Consider the following 15306-nt stretch of genomic DNA (forward strand, 5'->3'; position numbering starts at 1 on the left):
CGTATGTACGCCTGCACGTTTACCGCCGACCAAGTCCGCGCCGCAGAAGCGCCGCTTCTCGACGCACAAACCACCCCCGACGAGCTCATGCAGCAGGCCGCGCACGCCGTCGCCCAGGTAGCGCGCGGCATGGTTGCGCCCGGCGCGCGGGTCCTCGCAGTGGCCGGGCCCGGCGGCAACGGAGGCGACGCCCTCTACGCCGCCGCGGAACTGGCTATGTCCGGCTACCGAGTCGACGCGCTGCTGGTGGCAGGGCGCGCACAGGAGCGCGCGCTCGAAGCGCTGCGCAACGCAGGCGGGACGGTGGTTGAGGACGTTACTGGTGCGTACGACCTAGCCATCGACGGCATCACCGGCATCGGTGGTACCGCCGGTCTGCGCAAGGAGTACGCGGAGGTAGTAAGCGCGCTCAACCGGCTGCGCGTGCTTGCGGTCGACGTGCCCTCGGGCATCGACGCGGACACCGGCGAGGGCGGGGACCTGTACGTTCGCGCCGAGGCCACCGTGACATTTGGCGGTTTTCGACGCGCCCACGTGCTCTCAAGTGCGTGCGGAGTGCAGCTGCTCGCGGACATCGGCATCGGCGGCCGCCATCTGTACGAGACGCTGAGCGATACGCTGCCGGAATGGTCCGCCGACGGCCCCACGCTACTCACCGCCAACCGCGCCGTCGCCCCGGACTTTCCGGTCCCGGAGGGGATACGGGGACTCATCCCCGCGCCCGTCCCTTCGGTCGAGCCTGACGCGGCCGATGACAAGTACTCCGGCGGTGTGGTGGGTATTCGCGCAGGCAGCGGCACCTACCCGGGCGCGGCGCTGCTGTGTACCGCGGGCGCGCTCTACGCCACCCCGGCGATGGTGCGCTACGCGGGCCCGCAGGCATCCGAGGTGGTGCGCGCGCACCCGGAGGTCGTCGCAGTCGGCACGCTTAAGGAGTGTGGACGCGTCCAGGCCTGGGTTGTCGGTCCTGGGGCGGGCACTGGCGAGGCCGCCGCCGAAGAATTGGGTGCGCTGCTCGCCGCGCCGGAGCCACTGCTTCTCGATGCCGACGCCATCACCCTTCTTGCCAACTACGAAGGTCTTCTGTCTTCCCTGCGCACACGCGAAGCGTATACCGCGCTGACCCCGCACGACGGCGAGTTCGCCCGCCTGCGGGAGGCAGCGGGTTTACCCACCCGTGACCGTGTAGAGGAGACGCTGCAACTGGCGGAGTACCTCGACTGCGACGTTCTGCGCAAAGGGCGGGCCACCTTAATCTCCGACGGCCACATCGTGTACGGCCTGGACACTGGGCACTCCTGGGCCGCCACCCCGGGCTCCGGCGACGTGCTCTCCGGCATCGCCGGGGCACTGCTCGCCCGAGACGGGCAGACCTCCTCGCTTATCGCCGCCGCGACCGTGCACGCAGTGGCCGCGAAGTTGGCCGCCGCCACCAAGTACGGTGATGCCACCGCGCCCGCCAGCCGCATCGCCGAGTTCGTCCGCGAAGCCACGGCGAGGCTGAATGGAGGCAACAATGCTTGATGCCGCGATCATCGGTGGCGGTCAATCTGCACTCGCTACCGCCTACTACTTGCGTAAATATGGTGTGGACTTCACAATCTTCGGCGACCACGCCGCCGGATCCTGGCCCACCTACTGGGATCACCTCACACTCTTTTCCCACGCCGAGTTTTCCAACCTCCCCGGCTGGCCCATGCCCGCCTACGACGGCTACCCGCCGCGTGACCACGTAGTGGACTACCTGACCAGATACGAGCAGCGCTACGACTTCCCGGTTGTGCGCGAGCGGGTCGAGCGGGTGACGCAGCACGACGGGACGTTCAGACTGCTCCCCCAGGACGTCGAGGCGCGCAACGTGGTGGTGGCGACCGGGAACATCCCCTTCGTGCCGCACCTGCCGGGCGTGTTTCACGGCACGCAGATCCACTCCGCCGGCTACCGCAACCCCGCGCAGTTCGCAGGCAAAAGTGTCGCGGTGGTTGGCGGCGGAGACTCCGGTGCCCAGATCACGGCGGACCTGGCACTTCACGGCGTCGACGTGCAGTGGCTGACCCGCACACCCCCGCGCTTCATGCCTGACGACGTCGACGGCGAGGCGCTCTTCCGCCGCAACCGCGAGCGCTTCCTTGCCATCTCACAAGGCAAAGAAGATCCGGGCGGGGCCGACTTCGGCGGCGACATCGTCGCAGTTCCTGAAGTGCGCCGCGCACGCGATGCGGGTCTCCTAAAGATTCGGCACCTTCCACCTTCCTTGGACGAGATCGAAGCGCGCGGGGTGGACGTACTCATCTGGGCGACCGGCTACCGGCCTGCGCTCGGACCGGTGCGCGGGCTCGATCGAGATACGCCAGGCCTGTGGTTCGTGGGCTACAACGACATCAACGGCCCGGGCGCGGGCACGCTCGGCGGCGTGAGCCCATTTGCGCGGGATGTGGCGCGCGCGATCGCGGGCTAAAGATTGCGGTCTTTCGCGTCTGCCAAGGCCAGTGCGAGGCGGGCGTACTTCTGCGCGACCGCCTCTGGGGAATCCGGCCCGTCCGCGCGGAACCAACCGGCGATGCCTTGGATCGCGCTCAGTAGGGCGCGTGAGATGTCGGTGGGGGAAGCGTACGTCGAAAAGCAGCCCTGCTCTTGCCCGCGCTGAATGATAGAGCGCAACTTGAGCTCAATGCGATCCCTGCGCTCCTCATAGATCTGCCGGTTCTCGCCCTCGAGCGAGCGGATCTCGCTGTCCAAGAAGGCGAGCTCGCGGTAGTGGGCCATGTACAGGCTCAACGCCTCGGTGAAGTGCACGAGCTGCGCGCGAGGGTCGTCACCCGCCTCGTCTACGCTCGCCTCCACTTTCTGTTCCACGATGGTCAGGGAATAGTCCAGTAGCGCGACGAGGACGTGCTGCTTGTTGTCGTAGTGGTAGTACAGCGCGGGGATGGTCACGCCGACGTCGCGAGCCATCGCGCGGACAGTGGTTGCGTGGTACCCGCGCTCGGCAAAGTGCCGCAGGGCCACCGTCAGGATGGTGTCGAGCTCCAACGGGGGAAAGTCTCGCCAGTTGGAGGAAGATATGGGGGCAACGCTGTTAGGCACGCCAAAATTCTATCGCGACCTCCCCGCCCAGGTCATCGCGGCCCACACGGCGGGGACGCCCGGCACGACGACAAAGAGGTAGTACGGCCACTTGCCAAAAAGTTCGAGGATGGACCAGCCGCGCGGGTAGCCCGCGAGGAAGCCATAGTTGCCGCCGGTGATGCGGTTCGCGGTGGCGGCAAGACCGGCCCAGGCAATGGTGATCGCTGTGGTGATGCGCCAATCGCGCCAGGTCGGGCGGTAGCCCAGACCGAAGGTAAGCACGGTGGGGACGACGAGGGCGGCGCAGTGGAAGAACCAGTAGGCGAGCTCTTGCAAGCCGGGGCGGTTCTGCACGTACGCCATGTCGGGGAAGAGCAGCGCCATCGGGTTAAGCAGGAAGCCCCAGTAGAAGGACAGTGCCGAGACCGTCGGATTGTCCGTCAAGAGCGCGACCGGGGTGATCACGCGCAAAAAGTCGGTGATGTGGAAGGGTGCTGTCTCGTCCCAGACGATGTTGGCGGGAGCGAGTACCCAGAGGTAGTAGACGGCCACGGTAATCCCAAGTACGGCCCCAGCGACCTTGCGCGCTGCCTTCACGGTGCTGCGCGGCAGGTTGCGGGCGGCCACGACCAGGATGCCGCAGCAGAGAATAAGGACGACGAGTACTGCGAGGTGCCGGGAGTCGTACTGCGTCATCGTCCGGTAAGTGTGTCCGTTGCGCGAGGTCCAGTCCGCTGGTTGGTACGGCATAGACATCGAGGATATCGTTAATCCACTGTTTAAGAATTACACGCATGTAACTTCTAAGCTTTTTGGCCCCACCCTTACCTTTTTTACCCCCACTTTAGGGCAATTGCGGAGTCAGCAAGAGGGAGGCACCGGCCACATGGACAGACGCCAGTGCCGTGAGCTGCACATACGTTTATATTACCAGGTATTTCCGTGCATTTTACTTCGACAACAGTAAACGGAATGCATTTATTTATGCGATCCTCAGCTAGACTAAAAATATGTTCAACAATCAGAAGTTCGCAGCAGCAGCCACCGCCGTCGCCCTGGGCGTGTGCACTGTAATTGCGCCGCAAGCGCAGGGCGCTACTGTTGGTGCGAACACTGATGGTGTGTGCACGATTTCCCTCAATGACCAGGAGAAGCAGGAGTACCGCCGCATCGCACACGCATCCACACACTTCAATACGGATGACACCTGGCGCGAAGCTTTCGAGACCGCCTTCCCCGCCGCTCAGGAAATCTCCACCGAGTTCAAGGATTACTACCGGGGCGCTGAGCGCGAAGCGTTCAACAATAACCTGATGGAAAATCTTAACCTCTGGTCCAAGCGCGTCGCCGCCGAGACCGGCGTTTCTCAGGATGCTTCCTTCTGGTACTTCTCCTACGTGTGGAACGACCTCGCTACCTCGAGCGACTCGGATCTTTCCCTCGCTACCTACTGGGACTCCGTCGACCAGGCGCTGCAGGCCGGCGAGATCGTCGCCAACGAAGACCCCGCCGAGTCCGTCTTCACCCCGGTTCCGCCGCTGGCAGAACTGGAGAAGGACCGCAAGGAGCAGTTCCCGGAGCTCGCTTCGCACGACGCCGCTGCTTGGGCCGACGCCTTTGAGAACTCGCAGGCGCTCCAAGATTACCGCCTCGGTGCCTCGTTCGAGACTGCCTTTGAGCAGGCCAGCCTCGACTGCGCCAAGGGTGGCGACACCTTCGCCCTCTTCCCCACCGCAGGCGAGAACCCAGACGCGAAGCGCGCAGCAGAGCGGACCGCGGAGCGCACCGACCAGGGTGCCATCGTCGTCGCCCCGGCAGAGAAAGAAACCTACAACAAGGGAGGCACGACGACCCCCGCTCCGACCGAGGAGCGCAACGTCACGGTGAACGAGGACGGCTCGACCACCACTCGCATCGTGCGCACCGGCACCAACACCAGCGTGGATGTCACGGTGACCACCCGCGCGAACTCCGCGGACGTTGACATCAACGATAAGGAGAAGAAGCAGGCAGCCGGCAAGTCCCAGTCGAAGACTGTGGAGATGGACAACGGCCTGATCGCCGCGATCGTCCTCGCAGTCCTGGCAACTCTCGGCGGCGTCGCCGCCAGCCTCCTTGGCTAAGCGTGTAGCCCTCGCCACCGCCGTCATGTTAACGTGCGGTGGCTTTGCTGTTCCCGCAGCGCATGCAGCACCAGCAGTACAGACCGCACAAGTCTGCACCGTCGAACTGGACACCGAGGAGTTCCTCAAGGCCACCGATACCGCGCACCGCTACCTCGAGCGCGAGGAGCGGCTGTCCCAGGACCGCTACGCCTCCTTCCTCGCCGCGTTCCCCGAGCTCGCCTCCGTCGAAACCGACGTGCGGCGGCGCATCCGCGACGAAGAACTGGGCATCTACCTGGCCAATGAGCACTTCGCGGACCCCTCCACCATCGAGTACCGCTACGCGGTCGAGCGCTTCGCAGAGCTCGGCCTGCCCGAGGACGTAGCCGCCTGGTACCTCTCCCGTCACGCGCCGACGCGCACCAACGTGACCCCGCCGATGGATGAGATTGAGAAGTACCACGCGCTCGTCGCCACCAAGGGACACATCCCGGTCGGCGCAGAGGACCAAGCATGGTTCATCCACACCGGTCTAGCCACCGACACCGCCGGCATCGCCGCCGGATTGCAGGAGCGCTTCCCGCAACTTACCGCGCCACTCGCGCAGCGCTGGGCCGAGAAGCTTGCCACCACGCCGACCTACGACAACTTCCGCGCCGTCGACGCCTACGCCGAGCGCTTCGAGGCAGCCCGCCACGAGTGCAAGGCGCAGAACCTGGCCGGGGCCAAACCCCAGGTACCGGACTTGCAGCCCGCAGCAAGTCCTGGCTGGCCGCTCATCACTGGGATTGTCATGCTGCTCGGTCTCCTCGGTTACGGAGCATTCGCGTATGTCACTTTCTACGCCTAGGTTATTGGTGTGACCTCTGCGCTGAAATCTCCCCAACACTTCCCTGTCGTACCGCTTGCGGCGATGGGTTTTGCCGCCTTCGTCTACGTCACCTTTGAGATGTTCGCCGTCGGACTGATCTCGCCCATGGCGGCGGACCTCGGCGTGTCAGAGGGGCAGATCGGCCTGCTGATGAGCGTCTACGCGGGGCTCGTGGCCGTGGTAACCATCCCGCTGATGGCCGCGACCCGCAACATCAACCGGCGGCCACTGTTCATGGCCACGCTCGGCTTCTTGCTCGCGGGCATCGTGCTGCAGGCGATAGCGCAAAACTACTGGGTACTGGTTGCCGGACGCGTTGCCGCCGCATTGACGCACGGGCTGTTCTGGTCGCTGGTCAACCCGATGGCCGCACGCCTTGCCCCGCAGGGCATGACGGGCAAGGCGGTCGCCGCGGTCTCGCTTGGCTCCACACTTTCGCTGGTGGTCGGCTCGCCGTTGACCACCTCGCTCGGCGGCATGATCGGGTGGCGCGGCGCGACCTGGGTGCTCGGGGTGGCAACACTGCTCGCATTTGCGCTGCTGCTCAAAACGCTGCCGAGCATGCCAGCGATCCCGCCAGCACCGCAGGACGGGGTAAAGAAAACGCGTTCGGCGATCCCCTCGCTCGTGGTCTTCCTGGCGTTTTCGGTCACTGCGGTCTTTGCCACCTTCACCTACCTCGCACTGTTGGTGGAGGCAACCGCGGGGCACGCGCTCGTGCCGGTTGGGCTGGGTGCCTACGGCGCGTTCGGGCTTATCGGGGTACTGCTGGCGGGCAAGCGTGTGGACGCCCGCATGATCCGGCTCAACGGGTTTGCCGGCATCATGCTCATCATCGCCGCGCTCATCGGGCTGCTCGCCCTGCGCGCAGATTCGGGCGTGACGATGTTCATCATGATCGCCATCTTCGGTACTGCGGCGGGTGCCCTGCCCACCGTGGCGACCACTATTTTCTTGTTCGCTGGGAAACGCAATCAGGACCTGGCTAGCTCCATCTACGTGGTGACCTTCCAGGTCGGGATTGCTTCCGGATCCGCGCTCGGCGCTGCGGCAGTGGATGCGGGCTACCTTGGCGGCACGCTCGTGCTCACGCTGCTGCTCGCGGCCGGCGGGTTTGGCGTGCTTACGCTGCTATCGCGGCCTCGGCTGCGGTGACCTTGCCGTCCGCGACGCGGACAACCTCGTCGGAAGAGGAGATCAGCTCGGTCTCGTGAGTGACAAAGCCGCATGCAATGCCGCGGTCCTCAACGAGCGTGCGCAGCAGCGCGACGATCTCGTGGGAGCGCTCCGAGTCGAGTGCGGCGGTCGGCTCGTCCGCCAGGATCAGCGAGGGCTCGCCCATGAGCGCGCGGGCGATGCCGACGCGCTGACGCTGGCCACCGGACAGCTGCTGCATCTTCCGATCGCCCAATCCCTCCAGGCCCACGGTGGCAAGCAACTCGTCGGCGCGGTCCCGGCGCGGCTTCACCCCGCGGATGTGGTCGGTGACCAGCAGCTGGTCGCGCACGTTCAGCGCGCCGAGCAGGTTCGCCTGCTGGAAAATCATGCCGATTTTTTCGAGCCGGACGCGGGTGTCCACCGGCTCATCGTCGATAAGCACGGTGCCCGAATCGGGCGTGAGCAGTCCGGCGGCTGCCGAGAGCAGGGTGGACTTGCCCGAGCCGGACTCGCCGACGATAAAGGTGAGGTGGCCGGGGGTGGCTTCGAAAGAGACGTTGTCGAGTGCGGTGAGACGCTCCTCGCCGTCCTGGAATGTGACGGTGACGTTTTCCATGTGCAACATTTACGCGATACCTCCGAGTGCGAGTTGGGGTTCAACCTTGGTAATAGAGCGGGTGGCGAACAGGGCGCCGGCCAGGCCGAGGGCCCAGATCAGCAGCGGCGGGCCGACGGTGGTCAGCGTGGTCAGGGTGAACGGTACTGCGCCGCCGAGCAGGCGGCCCAGGCCCACGGCGACGCCTGTGCCGACGAGCACGCCGACGCCCAGTACGATCGCGGACTGGCCGAGTGCGTCCTTGCGCAGGTAGCCGTTGGAGGCACCGATGGCCTTGAGGATGGCCAGGTCGCGGGTGCGCTGCATCGTCCACACGGTGAGGAAGGCGACGATGACGAGTGCGGCGATGATGTAGAGGAAGCCTTGGATCATCAGCAGCGAGCCCTGCTCGGAGCCGTAGGCCGGCAGCGCGTTGAAGGAGTCCTCGAGCGGCATGCCGCGGCCGTCGCTGGCGAGCAGGACGGTGCCCTGAGCATCGGTGTGCATGGCGGCCTGCCAGTCGGCGGTCGGTGCCCACAGGACCGGGGAGTGCGAGTACTCCAAGTCCTCGGCGGTGCCGCCAACGGTCATCGGTGCGCCGCCGACGGTCAATTCTTCGCCGACCTCGAGGCCGAGGGAGGCAGAGGCAATCACTTCGTCGCCGAGCACGTCGCCGCTGGGCAGGGTCGTGCCCTCCGGAAGGCCCAGGATGGCCACGGATTCCTCGGTGCCGTCCTCGCGGCTCAGCAGCGTCTGGCCAGTGCCCAGCGGGACGTCGCCGGCCTGCACATCGGCGCTATCGATACGGGAGGTGGTGTACGAGGGGTCGTCCATATCCGAAAACACCACGGATTCCGGCTCGAGCGCCTCGAGTGCTGACGTGTTTTGCTTACCAAGGCCAGCCGTGAGGCCCGTGAGCATGACGACGAGGAGCGTGATCAGCCCCACGACGCCAATGATCAGGCCGAAGCGGCCCTTGGCGCTTCCAATCTCTCTCAATCCAACGAACATGGCTCAATTATGGGCCTGGCCTGCGCTTATATACATCGGGCGCGTGGTGGAACTTCCACTCAACCATTCGGTTGATTCCTGCCCGACCGGGCTGGATGGAACGCAAACGCCGTTAGGCTTGGACGCGTGCAATACACCAACCGAATCCTCGCCGTGCTGCGCGTGAGCCTGCACATCCTCGTCGCGGTCCTGCTGCTGGTAGGACTCATCGCCGACTTCGACCCGCTCGCGTTAGTCTTCGGCGCGTGCTACCTCGCCGGCACCGCGCCCTATAACCGCGGGGTGGAATTCAGCACGCGCGCAACCTGGGCGTGGCTGGCGGTCATCGTCGCGCTGTGGGGCTGGCTGGCCTACCGCTCCGAAGCTTACGTGTGGTTGGAGTTCCCCCTGGTCATGCTCGGTGTGTTCCTGCTGCCCACCGCGGCGGGCCTGGCGCTGTCCGCGGTCTTACTCGCCGCCACCCTGGCGATTACGGTGCCCCAATCGGGCGCGAGCGGGGCGATCGGCCCAGCCATCGGCACGGTGCTCGCGGTGATCATCGTCCACTCCTACACCATGCTGCGCGGGGAGGCCGAGCACTACAAGCAGCTCGCGCTCGAGCTGGAGGTGGCGGAGCGCTCCCGCGGCGCCGCGGAGGAGCGCGCCCGCCTGTCACGCGAGGTGCACGACACGATGGCGCAGGGTCTAAGCTCCATCGTGCTGCTCGGCCGGGCGCTGGACAAGCAGCTTGACCGCGACACCGCGGACGCTGCGCGCGAGATCCTCACCACCATCCGCGAGGTCGCGGCGGAGAACCTGGCGGAGGCGCGCCGCTTTGTCGCCGTCAACGCCGAGGGCGGCAGCGCGCAGCCGCCGCGGCGCACCCTGCCCGAGCAGGTCCGCGAGCTGGCGAAGGCGGCCGAGGACCGGCAGCGCGCGCTCGGCGAAACACTCGAGGTGCAGGTCAACGTGGTCGACGTGGTGGGCCCGGCCGCGGAGGTGGCCGAGCGCGTGGTGCGCGAGGGCTTGAGCAACGTGGTGCGCCACGCGCACGCCACCAAGGCGGTGGTGACGGTGGATAAGCTGGGGGAGACGATCACCGTCGACGTCTTTGATAACGGCCGCGGCATGTCCGGGCCGGAGGGCTTCGGGCTGCGCGGCCTGCGCGCCCGCGTCGAGGAAGCCGGCGGCGAGCTTTCGGTCGAGGGAAATGTGCTCGCGGCCACCATTCCCGTCCAACTCAAGGAGGCACAATGATTCGGGTCATGCTTATCGACGACCACCCGGTCGTCCGCGCCGGACTCCGCGCAGTCCTCAACTCCTTTGGGGACATCGAGGTTGTCGCGGAAGGCGCGGACGGGACGGCAGAAATCCCCGCGGGCGTGGACGTGATTGTCACCGACATCCAGATGCCAAACGTGGACGGCATCGAGGTGACCCGGCGCGCAGTCGCCGCGGGCGGGCCACCCGTGCTCATTTTGACCACCTACGACACGCAGGCCGACGTGGTGGCCGCGGTGGAGGCGGGCGCACTGGGCTACCTGCTCAAGGACGCGCCCGAGGACGAGCTGCACGACGCGGTGGTGAAGGCCGCGAACCGTGAACGCGTGCTTTCCGCACAGGTGGCGGGCGTGCTCGCGGAGCGTGTGATGCGGCCGGAGGAGGCGCTGTCAGCACGCGAGATTGAGATCCTCAAGGCGCTGCAGACCGGGGCGTCGAATAAGCAGATGGCGGCCAGCCTGTTCATCTCGGAGGCAACCGTGAAGACGCACCTGATCCACATCTACTCCAAGCTGGGCGTGGATAACCGGACCGCGGCTGTGGACAAGGCCCGGGAGCGCCGCATTATTTAAATTCGCGCTGCTTTGTCAGACCGAGCACGGCCGCCGCGGCGAGGACTGCGCAGCCGAGCGTACCCAGCGCCATGGAGAGCATGTGGTTCGCGCCCAGGGCGACGAGCGGGGGCATCGCGGCGGCGATGATGAACTGGCAAAAACCCAAGGCGCCCGAGCCCGCGCCGGTGCCGATGTCGCGGACTTCTTCCACGGCGAGCGCGGAAGCGTTCGCCATGATGAACCCGCCCATCAGCGACAGGACGGCGAAGAAGGGCAGCGCCCACAGCGTCGGGGTGGTCAGGGCGAAGGTGAGGAGGATGAGGGCTACGCAGGCGTCGATAAGCAGGGCCCCGACGAGCAGCGAGCGCGGGTGCTTGGCGCGCAGAGCGCGCATGTTCAGCGTGTTGGAGACGGGGATGAGCAGGGCCATGCCGCCGAAGATCAAGCCGTAGGCGGTGCTGCCCAGGCCCAGCTGTGACTGTAGGACCAGCGGCGAGGCCGCGATGTAGGCGAACAGCGCGCCGAAGCCCAGGCTGCCCGCGAGCATGTAGCCGACGAACGCCGGGCGGCGCAGGCACAGCCACATGCGAGGGAACATCGAGCGCAGCACGCCCGCCGAGCGCTTCTCCTCGGGCAGGGTTTCCGGCATGCGGAAAGCGAGGATGGCCTGGATGACGTTTAAGGCCACGAGCAGCCAGAACACGCCGCGCCAGCCGACGACGGGCAACATCGTGCCGCCGATGATCGGGGCGATCGCCGGGACAAAACCGGTCAGCGCCATCAGTCCGGAAAACGCGCGGGCCGCTTGCTTGCCGTGAGAGACGTCCGGTACCACCGCGCGCGAGACAGCCTCCAGGCAGCCCGCGGCCAGACCCTGGATGAAGCGGGCGACGATGAGCGGCCAGATACCCGGCGCGAGCGCACAGGCAACCGACGCCGCGAGGAAGACCGCGGAGGCCGCCACGATTGGTGACTTTCGTCCCGTGCTATCAGAGATCGCGCCAAAGACCAGGTTGCCCAGCGCCATGCCCAGCATGAACCCGGAAATGGTCAGCTGCGCGATAGCCGGAGTGGTGCCCAGCTCCTCTGTGATCGTGGGCATGGCCGGCAAGTACATGTCGATGCCGAACGGGGCGACCGAGGAGAAGAACGCGAGGGCCACCAACAGCCCGGGTGAAAGTTTTTGCACGGCAGGTACCATACCCGTATGAGCACCGAAATGAGCAACGTAGTGGGCGCATGGAGCGGCATCGCGCTGCCTTCGCGCGCAGATGCTGTGGAGGGCCGTGCTGAAGTGGCGGAGACGACCCTGCGCTTCGGCGAGCTGGAGCTGGACTACGACGGTCCGGAAGCTTCCGGTGCGTTTACCCCGGAGCCTTTCACGCTGCGCTCGGTGACCACCCGTGTCAGCGGCGAGGCCTATGTGTTGGCCGGTGCCCTGTTCGGGCAGCGCTCACCGTTGTCGCTTCCGGAGGGTTTGTGTGCGGCCATGCTGGTCGTGGAACCCGGCGCGGAGATCGCCTTTGCCTGCGACGAGGAGCTCGCGTACGCGATGGTGGCCTGCACCGAGGGGTTGCGCTTTGACAACGTCGCCGTGCCCGTCGGCTCCTTTGGGCGTACGCGAGAAGGATTTGCAACCCACGCGGTGACAAACACCTCGGAGACGCAGGCGGTGTCTGTGGTTTTGGGCGGCAGCCCGGCGCGTCGTCGATGAACCGCGGGCTCACCTTCGACACCCTGCCGCCGCCGGGGCCCGCGTGGGGCGGCAGCCTGATGGGCACATCCCTTATGGCAACGCTGATGCTCACCAGCGGGCTGCGCCTTGTGGCCTGGCCCTTTGCCATCCTGGGCGCGGCGATCTTCGTGCTGCTCTTGGTTGGCTTCGCCGTCTACCGCACCCCGCACTTCCACCAGGACCTCATGGCGCCGTGGGCGATGTGGTTTATCGGCATCATGGCGCTCGGCACCGCGTGGACCAAGCTCACGGGCGCGCACTGGTGCATCCTTGTAGGGTTTTGGGTCGGCGCACCGCTGTGCCTGGTGGCGTACGCGAATCAGCTGCGGCGCTTTAGCGGCACGCCGAACTTTGCGTGGGGGCTGCCGTTGGTCGGCCCCATTATGGCGTCGAATACCGCGGGCTCGATCGCCGAGCTGACCGGGCAGCGCGCCTACTGGGCGCTGGGAATTGGCTGCATGATCCTGGCGGTGATCGCCGCCTACCCGCTGTTTTTCCGCGTCTATCTTGCGGCTTTTCGCGGCGAGGCTGACATCCATGGCCCTGCCGCAGCGACGACGTGGATCCCGCTGGGGGTGGTGGGACAATCCACCTCCGCGATCGCGCTGCTGTTTGGCACCCGCGTGGAGGTTGTGGTGGGCAGCGCCTTGCTCATCCTGGCCATCCCCATGGCGCTGTTTGCCATGTGGCACTTCTACCCCGCCGTGCTGAAATGGGTGGACTACTCGCCCGCCTGGTGGGCGTCGACCTTCCCCACCGGGGCGATCGGGGTGGGCGGGTATTCGCTGGCCCAGGCGTGGGACTTGGACTGGCTCAGCACGGTTGCCACGGTGCTGCCCGCGCTGCTGATTTTGCACTGGTGCCTGTGCGCCGCGCGCTTTCTTTCCTGGTGGGTTGCGTTGCGGAGGTGAGCGGGCGCTCGTACACGTAGTCTGGTGGGCATGATCGTCACAATGCTGTTCACCGTGGAGGGGGCCCGACCCGAGATCAGTCGGTGCGTGAATGTGGAATCCGACTTGGACTTGAGCCGCCTGGCGCAGATTATCGACGCCTCGCTCGGGTTCTCCGGCGCTGCCGGGCACCTCTTCATCCACGAGGACGAGACGAAGCGGGAGGTGTTCGCGGAAAACCCCGGCCCGGGCGAGCGCTCCATGAGCTCGATGCAGGTCGGCGACATGCCGCCGCTGCTCTACGTCTACGACCCGACCGCGAATTGGAACGTAAGCGTGCGCCGCATCGGCCAGTCCGGCCTGGAGGGCCCTACCCCACTGTTGGTGCACGCGCAGGGGCCGGACGTGGTCGAGACCGCCAACGGCCCGGAGATGATGACGCGCCTGCACGAGGAGGCCCGCAACCTAGCCGCCGGGCTGCCGCCGAACATGGAGATCACGCCGCTGCTACTCGGGTGCCTGCCGGTGATGACCCCGGACCGGATGCTCGACCGGCTCAGCGTAGTCGACCAGGTCGCGGTGGCCACCCGCATGGGTTTCGTGGGCGAAGAGCTCGACGCCCCGGAGGCGCAGCCACCCCACTTCGACGACCTGCCGGACCAGGACCTGACCATGCTGCTTGACGCCTTCCTCGAACAGCGCCCCGACCTCAAGGAAATCCTGGACACAGACCCCGACCCGCACAGCAACCCCACGCTGATTGCGGCATTCCAGGAGTTCTTCGAGGACACCATGGTGCCCGTCGGCGACGGGGCCGTCGATATGCACGCGCCGAAGGGCTTCTCCCCAGTCCTTGCCCAATACTTAGAGGCGCTCGGGGAGAGAGCACCCCTGACCACGCGCGGCAAGCTGAAGGTCAATATTGTGCGCTCGCTTATCGACGTCCTCGACCTCCCCTCGTACCTCTCCCAGCCCCGCGAGGACACGTGGGATGCCATCGTGTTCGGGCGCTTCCTGCTGGAAAAGTTGGGCTTTCTCACCCGGGTGGGCAACTCACTGCTGCGTACCCCGGAGGGCACAGACTTCCTTGCAAGTCCGTCGATCGCGGGCCGTGAGGCGGAGTTTGCCGACGCGTGCGCCGAGTACTTCGGCGACTGGACCTGGGGCATGGTCGTGGAGTTTCTCACCGGCGACCTGCGTGGCCCCGCCTCGCCTGCGATCGACGATGCCCTGGACACCCTCATGGTCCTGGGCGGGGTATTCGAGATGGGCGATGTCAACGTGATTACCGCGGAACTGACCGCAGTGCTGAATCGGGGGCAGGTTTAAGCCAGGTTTTAGGCCGCGAGGACGACGTAGAGTCCCAGCCCGCCGAGCACGCACATCGCCAGTGTCATCGCCGCGACCGCGGGCGTGTTCGGTGCCGAACGCTCGTTGGCCAGGTGGACGGCATCGTGCCGGTACAAGCGCCGGTTCATCGCGATAATCACCACGGCCACCAGCGCCAGCAGCACGATCACGGTGAAGATCACGCCGGGATAGGCGCTCGACCAGCGCATCAGCACCGAGGAGCACACCAGCATGGCCAGCGCGGTGCGCCCCCAGGATAACGCGGTGCGCTCCGGCTGCAGGCCCGGGTCCGCGACGGGGATCTGGCGTGTCACGTCAGGCTCACCAGTACGACCACGGCCGCGATGAAGATGCCGACGCCCAGCACCGGCACGATCGCGGGCGCAGGCAGGGGGCGACCGTGACGCAGCGCGCGCTCGAGGCGCACCCAGCGGATCGCCGCGCCCAGCGAGATCGCCATGGCCAGCACCACGATCAGCGCCGCGATGACGGTGCGTGTGGCGGGCTCGATGCCGGGCAGATCGAAGGCCTCGATCGCGATCCCGCCGGCGAGGAATGCCAGGGCGGTGCGCGTCCACGCGAGGAAGGTGCGCTCGTTGGCCATGGTAAAACGCGGGTCCGGCTCCGTGCCGTCCGGGAACACCACGCGCGTAAACCAGCCGCGCGAATCTTTCGGCGGGGTCGGTGCTTGGCTCATGCCACCCACCC

Annotated in this window: 17 protein-coding genes; 10 read left to right on the forward strand and 7 right to left on the reverse strand. The window is 66.4% G+C overall.

The genetic code is table 11. The annotated features are described in order from the left end of the window. Positions 1-3 precede the first annotated feature (3 nt). On the forward strand, positions 4-1524 hold the full coding sequence (locus CIMIT_RS11235) for a bifunctional ADP-dependent NAD(P)H-hydrate dehydratase/NAD(P)H-hydrate epimerase (RefSeq protein WP_038593098.1): 1521 nt from the start codon (positions 4-6) through the stop codon (positions 1522-1524). Then, positions 1505-2458 (forward strand): NAD(P)-binding domain-containing protein, encoded by a 954-nt coding sequence (locus CIMIT_RS11240; RefSeq protein ID WP_038593102.1) that lies wholly within the window; start codon positions 1505-1507, stop codon positions 2456-2458. Before CIMIT_RS11235 ends, CIMIT_RS11240 begins: the two co-directional genes overlap by 20 nt. On the opposite strand, the gene CIMIT_RS11245 is transcribed toward CIMIT_RS11240, so the two are convergent. Both CIMIT_RS11245 and CIMIT_RS11250 read right to left on the reverse strand, forming a co-directional pair. Further along, on the reverse strand, positions 2455-3087 hold the full coding sequence (locus tag CIMIT_RS11245; protein ID WP_038593106.1) for a TetR/AcrR family transcriptional regulator: 633 nt from the start codon (positions 3085-3087) through the stop codon (positions 2455-2457). The two genes, CIMIT_RS11240 and CIMIT_RS11245, sit on opposite strands and share 4 nt — an antisense overlap. Positions 3088-3096: 9 nt before the next feature. Continuing rightward, positions 3097-3825: a YwaF family protein gene (locus tag CIMIT_RS11250; protein ID WP_231910304.1), complete on the reverse strand. Its 729-nt coding sequence runs from the start codon at positions 3823-3825 to the stop codon at positions 3097-3099. Between the two features lie 254 nt (positions 3826-4079). Here CIMIT_RS11250 and CIMIT_RS11255 point away from each other — a divergent pair, with 254 nt between their 5' ends. From CIMIT_RS11255 to CIMIT_RS11265, 3 genes are all read left to right on the forward strand, one after another. After that, positions 4080-5192: a hypothetical protein gene (locus tag CIMIT_RS11255; protein WP_038593110.1), complete on the forward strand. Its 1113-nt coding sequence runs from the start codon at positions 4080-4082 to the stop codon at positions 5190-5192. A gap of 25 nt (positions 5193-5217) precedes the next feature. After that, positions 5218-6024 (forward strand): hypothetical protein, encoded by an 807-nt coding sequence (locus CIMIT_RS11260; RefSeq protein ID WP_038593115.1) that lies wholly within the window; start codon positions 5218-5220, stop codon positions 6022-6024. Positions 6025-6087: 63 nt separating this feature from the next. Further along, positions 6088-7200, forward strand: coding sequence for an MFS transporter (locus tag CIMIT_RS11265; protein ID WP_051905061.1), 1113 nt, complete (start codon positions 6088-6090; stop codon positions 7198-7200). Here CIMIT_RS11265 and CIMIT_RS11270 read toward each other — a convergent pair. Next, positions 7169-7828 (reverse strand): ABC transporter ATP-binding protein, encoded by a 660-nt coding sequence (locus CIMIT_RS11270; protein ID WP_038593120.1) that lies wholly within the window; start codon positions 7826-7828, stop codon positions 7169-7171. The genes CIMIT_RS11265 and CIMIT_RS11270 overlap by 32 nt on opposite strands. Continuing rightward, a complete protein-coding gene (locus CIMIT_RS11275) occupies positions 7829-8809 on the reverse strand; it encodes an ABC transporter permease (RefSeq protein ID WP_038593124.1) in 981 nt (326 codons plus the stop codon). A gap of 126 nt (positions 8810-8935) precedes the next feature. On the opposite strand from CIMIT_RS11275, the gene CIMIT_RS11280 reads away from it, so the two are divergent. Beyond that, positions 8936-10045: a sensor histidine kinase gene (locus CIMIT_RS11280; protein ID WP_038593129.1), complete on the forward strand. Its 1110-nt coding sequence runs from the start codon at positions 8936-8938 to the stop codon at positions 10043-10045. Continuing rightward, positions 10042-10641 carry a response regulator gene (locus CIMIT_RS11285; protein ID WP_038593133.1) on the forward strand — a complete coding sequence of 200 codons (600 nt, stop codon included), beginning with the start codon at positions 10042-10044 and terminating at the stop codon, positions 10639-10641. The genes CIMIT_RS11280 and CIMIT_RS11285 overlap by 4 nt, the downstream gene beginning before the upstream one ends. Here CIMIT_RS11285 and CIMIT_RS11290 read toward each other — a convergent pair. After that, positions 10634-11812, reverse strand: coding sequence for a multidrug effflux MFS transporter (locus CIMIT_RS11290; protein WP_051904972.1), 1179 nt, complete (start codon positions 11810-11812; stop codon positions 10634-10636). The two genes, CIMIT_RS11285 and CIMIT_RS11290, sit on opposite strands and share 8 nt — an antisense overlap. A 30-nt stretch (positions 11813-11842) precedes the next feature. Here CIMIT_RS11290 and CIMIT_RS11295 point away from each other — a divergent pair, with 30 nt between their 5' ends. From CIMIT_RS11295 to CIMIT_RS11305, 3 genes are read left to right on the forward strand one after another with little or no spacing between them, the layout of a single operon-like run. Next, positions 11843-12337 carry a pirin family protein gene (locus CIMIT_RS11295; protein ID WP_144311857.1) on the forward strand — a complete coding sequence of 165 codons (495 nt, stop codon included), beginning with the start codon at positions 11843-11845 and terminating at the stop codon, positions 12335-12337. Beyond that, entirely contained in the window at positions 12334-13269 is a 936-nt protein-coding gene (locus CIMIT_RS11300) for an SLAC1 family transporter (protein WP_051904973.1), read from the forward strand. Before CIMIT_RS11295 ends, CIMIT_RS11300 begins: the two co-directional genes overlap by 4 nt. Positions 13270-13299: 30 nt before the next feature. Continuing rightward, positions 13300-14577, forward strand: coding sequence for an IS1096 element passenger TnpR family protein (locus CIMIT_RS11305; protein ID WP_051904974.1), 1278 nt, complete (start codon positions 13300-13302; stop codon positions 14575-14577). A gap of 8 nt (positions 14578-14585) precedes the next feature. On the opposite strand, the gene CIMIT_RS11310 is transcribed toward CIMIT_RS11305, so the two are convergent. Further along, the gene (locus CIMIT_RS11310; RefSeq protein ID WP_038593144.1) at positions 14586-14912 is read right to left on the reverse strand and encodes a DUF202 domain-containing protein; all 327 of its coding nucleotides are present in this window, start codon (positions 14910-14912) and stop codon (positions 14586-14588) included. Further along, the gene (locus CIMIT_RS11315; protein ID WP_038593148.1) at positions 14909-15295 is read right to left on the reverse strand and encodes a YidH family protein; all 387 of its coding nucleotides are present in this window, start codon (positions 15293-15295) and stop codon (positions 14909-14911) included. The genes CIMIT_RS11310 and CIMIT_RS11315 overlap by 4 nt, the downstream gene beginning before the upstream one ends. Between the last annotated feature and the right edge of the window lie 11 nt (positions 15296-15306).

Origin of the sequence: Corynebacterium imitans, from assembly GCF_000739455.1 — a bacterium.
GTDB classification, from domain to species: domain Bacteria; phylum Actinomycetota; class Actinomycetes; order Mycobacteriales; family Mycobacteriaceae; genus Corynebacterium; species Corynebacterium imitans.

Coding starts and splice junctions, on each gene's coding strand:
- CIMIT_RS11235 (WP_038593098.1), top strand. CDS start 4: ATGTACGCCTGCACGTTTACCGCCGACCAAGTCCGCGCCGCAGAAGCG.
- CIMIT_RS11240 (WP_038593102.1), top strand. CDS start 1,505: ATGGAGGCAACAATGCTTGATGCCGCGATCATCGGTGGCGGTCAATCT.
- CIMIT_RS11250 (WP_231910304.1), bottom strand. CDS start 3,825: ATGTCTATGCCGTACCAACCAGCGGACTGGACCTCGCGCAACGGACAC.
- CIMIT_RS11255 (WP_038593110.1), top strand. CDS start 4,080: ATGTTCAACAATCAGAAGTTCGCAGCAGCAGCCACCGCCGTCGCCCTG.
- CIMIT_RS11260 (WP_038593115.1), top strand. CDS start 5,218: ATGTTAACGTGCGGTGGCTTTGCTGTTCCCGCAGCGCATGCAGCACCA.
- CIMIT_RS11265 (WP_051905061.1), top strand. CDS start 6,088: ATGGGTTTTGCCGCCTTCGTCTACGTCACCTTTGAGATGTTCGCCGTC.
- CIMIT_RS11270 (WP_038593120.1), bottom strand. CDS start 7,828: ATGTTGCACATGGAAAACGTCACCGTCACATTCCAGGACGGCGAGGAG.
- CIMIT_RS11275 (WP_038593124.1), bottom strand. CDS start 8,809: ATGTTCGTTGGATTGAGAGAGATTGGAAGCGCCAAGGGCCGCTTCGGC.
- CIMIT_RS11285 (WP_038593133.1), top strand. CDS start 10,042: ATGATTCGGGTCATGCTTATCGACGACCACCCGGTCGTCCGCGCCGGA.
- CIMIT_RS11295 (WP_144311857.1), top strand. CDS start 11,843: ATGAGCAACGTAGTGGGCGCATGGAGCGGCATCGCGCTGCCTTCGCGC.
- CIMIT_RS11300 (WP_051904973.1), top strand. CDS start 12,334: ATGAACCGCGGGCTCACCTTCGACACCCTGCCGCCGCCGGGGCCCGCG.
- CIMIT_RS11305 (WP_051904974.1), top strand. CDS start 13,300: ATGATCGTCACAATGCTGTTCACCGTGGAGGGGGCCCGACCCGAGATC.
- CIMIT_RS11315 (WP_038593148.1), bottom strand. CDS start 15,295: ATGAGCCAAGCACCGACCCCGCCGAAAGATTCGCGCGGCTGGTTTACG.